Origin of the sequence: Lentzea sp. NPDC006480 (genome assembly GCF_040611995.1) — a bacterium.
Lineage (GTDB): Bacteria > Actinomycetota > Actinomycetes > Mycobacteriales > Pseudonocardiaceae > Lentzea.
The window spans coordinates 1-3,529 of record NZ_JBEXPJ010000318.1 but is presented as its reverse complement, the minus strand read 5'-3'; the positions used below and the strand labels follow the sequence as shown (position 1 = coordinate 3,529).

Genomic DNA, 3,529 nt, shown 5'->3' with positions numbered 1-3,529 from the left:
CCGGCTACTGCTACCGCATGCTCGGGTCCGGCTTCGAGGCCGAGGACGCCGTGCAGGAAACGCTCGTGCGCGCGTGGAAGGCGTACTCCAGCTTCGACTCGTCGCGCGGGTCGTTGCGGACCTGGCTGTACCGGATCGCCACCAACATCTGCATCGACATGTTGCGGTCTTCGCAACGCCGGGCGTTGGCGGTGGACCTGGGGCCTTCCGGCGGGGAGATCGGGGCGCCGTTGCACGAGCGGGTGTTCGTGCAGCCGGTGCCGGATGCTCTCGTGTTGCCCGAGGACCAGGCGATTCGGCGGGAGACCGTGCGGCTGGCGTTCGTGGCGGCTTTGCAGCACCTGCCCGCTCGGCAGCGGGTCGTGCTGATCTTGCGTGATGTGCTGGCGTGGCAGGCTGCTGAGGTTGCCGCGCTTTTGTCGATCTCGGTGGCTTCGGCCAACTCGGCTCTGCAGCGGGCTCGTGCCACGTTGTCGGCGGTGGATCCCGGCGAGCCGTTGAACGCCTCCGACCCGGTGCAGAAGGCGTTGCTCAGCCGGTACTGCGAGGCTTTCGAGCGGCATGACGTGCAGACGCTGGTGGCGTTGCTGCACGAGGACGCCACGATCTCGATGCCGCCGTTCAGCTGGTGGCTGCGCGGGCGTCCTGCGGTGGCGGCGGCGTTGAGCAATCCCGAATCTGCGTGCAAGGGGGCCTGGCTGGTGCCGGTGCGGGCCAACGCCTCGCCTGCCTACTGGCAGATGCGGCCGGGGATGGATCGGCCGTTCGGGCTGGTGTTCGTGGACGTGCGGGGTGGTTTGGTGACGGGATCGACGACGTTCCTCAACGTTCCGGAACTGCTGCCGCTGTTCGGTTCACCGATGAGTTCTGGCGCTCCGGCCCGTACACCGGTGGACTGAGGAGGCTTCCATGACGATCCAGCCCATCATCATCACTCCGAGCCTGGAGTCCGTGCAGGCGTTCTACGAGCAGGTTCTCGGCGCTGTGGAGGTGGCCCGGTACCCGGAGGACGGGCCGGTGTTCTACAAGACCCTGAAGGTCGGCGACGCCGAGCTCGGGCTCGTCGCCGAGGAGAAGGCCGACGTGTCTTTGCCGCCGCGGATGGTGCTCAGCATCGACGTGGCCGATGTCGACGCGTTGCTGCCGCTGGTCGAGGCGGCGGGAGGCCGGGTGCAGGGGCCGTCCAACGACATGCCTTGGGGACAGCGGGTTGCGCACGTGTTCGATCCCGACGGAAACCCCGTGAACCTGACGCAGTCCCTTTAGGCTTGGTCTCGTGATCCGGATCGTGTCGTCGGACGAGGTGCCGTGGGAGGACGTCGAGGCGATCTTCGACGGGTCCGAGCCCGGCAAGTGCCACTGCCAGCGGTACAAGGTCAAGGGCTGGATCTGGCGCGACTCGACGCTGGCTGAACGGGTTGCGGCGCACGAATCGCAGGCGGCTCGCGGCAGTGGGCTGGTGGCCTATGTGGACGATCAGCCCGCTGGGTGGGTGGCGGTCGAGCCGCGGTGTTCCTATGCGAAGTTGCTCGGCATGCCCATTCCGTGGAAGGGGCGTGACGAGGACAAGGACGACCCCGACGTGTGGGCTGTGACGTGTTTCGTGGTGCGCAAGGGGTTTCGTCGGCAAGGGCTCACGTACGAGCTGGCGGCGGCTTCGGTTGAGCATGCGCGTTCGAACGGTGCGCGGGCGGTCGAGGCTTATCCGATGATCGCGGCGCCGGGGCAGAACGTGACTTGGGGCGAGATGCACGTCGGGGCGCGGCAGGTGTTCGAGGAGGCGGGGTTCGTGCAGGTCACGCACCCCACGAAGCGGCGGTTCGTGATGCGGGTGGACTTCTGATGTTCGAGGAGATCGTCATCCCGACTGCCCGGCTGGACTTCCCCGCGTTGACTGCGGGCGAGGGACCTGTTGTGGTGTGCTGGCACGGGTTTCCGGACCACCCGCTGTCGTTCGGGCCGCTCGCTTCCCACCTGGTGGCGGCGGGGAGGCGGGTCGTCGTGCCGTTCCTGCGCGGGCATCACCCGTCGACGTACGACGAGCTGCGGTTCGCGGACGGGCTGACGCTGGCCGCCGACGCTGCCGCGGTGAACGAGGCGCTTTCGGATGAGCCGCTCGACGTGATCGGGCACGACATCGGTGCCGGAGTCGCGGGACGGCTCGCGGCTGTGTGGCCGGAGCGGGTGCGGCGGGTGATCACGATGTCGGTGCCGCCGCCGGCCGCGTTGCGCACGATCTTCGACGATCCCGCGCAGCAGCAACGGTTCTTCTACCTGTTCATGTTCCAGGTTCCCGGAGTGGCGGAGCGCCTGCTGAACTCCACGTTGATCGACTACCTGTGGAGCACGTGGTCGCCCGGTCTCGAAGTTCCGCAGTACGTCCACGACATGTACTCGGATCCTGCGTTGCGGGCCAATGCTTTGAAGCTGTACCGCGCCAACTTCGACCGTTCGCTGCACGATCCGGAGCTCGCGTCGCTGGCTCAGGCGTCCGAGAAGCCGGCGTCCGTCCCGATGCTGGTGCTCGCGGGTGCTCAGGACGGCTGCATCACGCCCGACAACTACGCCGGCGCCGCCGACGGTCTCGCCCAGCGGTCGCGGGTCGAGATCGTGGCGGGCGCCGGGCACTTCCTGCAGCTAGACCGCCCCGACGAGGTCGCGGCGCTCGCGCTTGACTGGCTGCGGTGACTTGCGGACGCGGCCCCACGGCTTGAACACGGACAGGATGTAGGCGAACAGCAGCAGCGTCGGCGCGACGACGACCGGGTGCATGATGCCGGACGGGATGACCGCGGTGGTGTCGCCCGCGAGCATGCGCCTCCCGACCTGTGCGGCCTCGGCCACACCAGGGCGCAGCAAGAAGGCGATGAGCAGCGACATGCCGATGTTCATGAACAGCTTGATGGCCACCCACCAGTACTTGACGAGGCCGTACTTGCTGCCGACGCCCAGGACCACGCCGGAGATCATGCAGACGATGCTCGCCCCGAACATCGGCCAGATCGCGAAGACGTCGATGGCCTGGATGGCGACGCCCGCCGTGTTCACGTCTGATGTGTTGACCGCGACGACGGCGCAGATTCCCAGCGCGAGGTCGATGCCGAGCCACGCCGCCGCCGACAGGACGTGCACGAGCAGCACGGCCTTGCGGGCGCGGCCACTGAGCTTGCGGGTGGTAGTCATCGGTGGGCGCTCCTTCGTCTCGTGGTGTCGCGTCTTACTCTCGCGACGACGAGGGCCGGCATCATCCGCTCACGTTCTGATCTCGCGTACGTCAGATTGCGTACGTCAGATTGCGCACGCGGTTTCGGGCGCGCCTGCGGCGACCCGGCACATGCCCTCCTTCGTCGGGCGTGCGCCGGACCGGAATTGTCGGGTCGGCTTGCGTAGATGGTCGCGGGGCCGGGTCCGGGTGCGTGCGATTGCCGCGCGTTGCGTAGGTGGTCACCAGGTGCGAGTTGCGTTGTCGGACAAAGGCGTGCTGGTCGACCACCTCGTCGCGAACTCCAAGGAACAGCGCATCGTCGAC

At 67.7% G+C, this 3,529-nt stretch carries 6 protein-coding genes; 4 read left to right on the top strand and 2 right to left on the bottom strand.

Annotation, left to right across the window (positions count from 1 at the left end):
• From ABZX92_RS45500 to ABZX92_RS45485, 4 genes are all read left to right on the top strand, one after another.
• Nucleotides 1-899, top strand: an 899-nt coding sequence (locus ABZX92_RS45500) for an RNA polymerase subunit sigma-70 (RefSeq protein ID WP_355572344.1), incomplete at its 5' end; no start/stop codon positions are given.
• Nucleotides 900-909: 10 nt separating this feature from the next.
• Nucleotides 910-1,266, top strand: a complete 357-nt coding sequence (locus ABZX92_RS45495; protein WP_355572342.1) for a VOC family protein — start codon at nucleotides 910-912, stop codon at nucleotides 1,264-1,266.
• A 10-nt stretch (nucleotides 1,267-1,276) separates the two neighbouring features.
• On the top strand, nucleotides 1,277-1,843 hold the full coding sequence (locus ABZX92_RS45490) for a GNAT family N-acetyltransferase (RefSeq protein ID WP_355572340.1): 567 nt from the start codon (nucleotides 1,277-1,279) through the stop codon (nucleotides 1,841-1,843).
• Nucleotides 1,843-2,688, top strand: a complete 846-nt coding sequence (locus tag ABZX92_RS45485) for an alpha/beta hydrolase (protein WP_355572338.1) — start codon at nucleotides 1,843-1,845, stop codon at nucleotides 2,686-2,688. The genes ABZX92_RS45490 and ABZX92_RS45485 overlap by 1 nt, the downstream gene beginning before the upstream one ends.
• Here the strand turns inward: ABZX92_RS45485 and ABZX92_RS45480 are convergent.
• Nucleotides 2,638-3,183 (bottom strand): hypothetical protein, encoded by a 546-nt coding sequence (locus ABZX92_RS45480; RefSeq protein WP_355572336.1) that lies wholly within the window; start codon nucleotides 3,181-3,183, stop codon nucleotides 2,638-2,640. The two genes, ABZX92_RS45485 and ABZX92_RS45480, sit on opposite strands and share 51 nt — an antisense overlap.
• A gap of 91 nt (nucleotides 3,184-3,274) precedes the next feature.
• Nucleotides 3,275-3,529, bottom strand: a 255-nt coding sequence (locus ABZX92_RS45475) for a hypothetical protein (RefSeq protein WP_355572334.1), incomplete at its 5' end; no start/stop codon positions are given.

What these genes read in the sequence shown, in the direction of transcription:
- ABZX92_RS45495 (WP_355572342.1), top strand. Translation starts at nt 910, where the DNA reads ATGACGATCCAGCCCATCATCATCACTCCGAGCCTGGAGTCCGTGCAG.
- ABZX92_RS45485 (WP_355572338.1), top strand. Translation starts at nt 1,843, where the DNA reads ATGTTCGAGGAGATCGTCATCCCGACTGCCCGGCTGGACTTCCCCGCG.
- ABZX92_RS45480 (WP_355572336.1), bottom strand. Translation starts at nt 3,183, where the DNA reads ATGACTACCACCCGCAAGCTCAGTGGCCGCGCCCGCAAGGCCGTGCTG.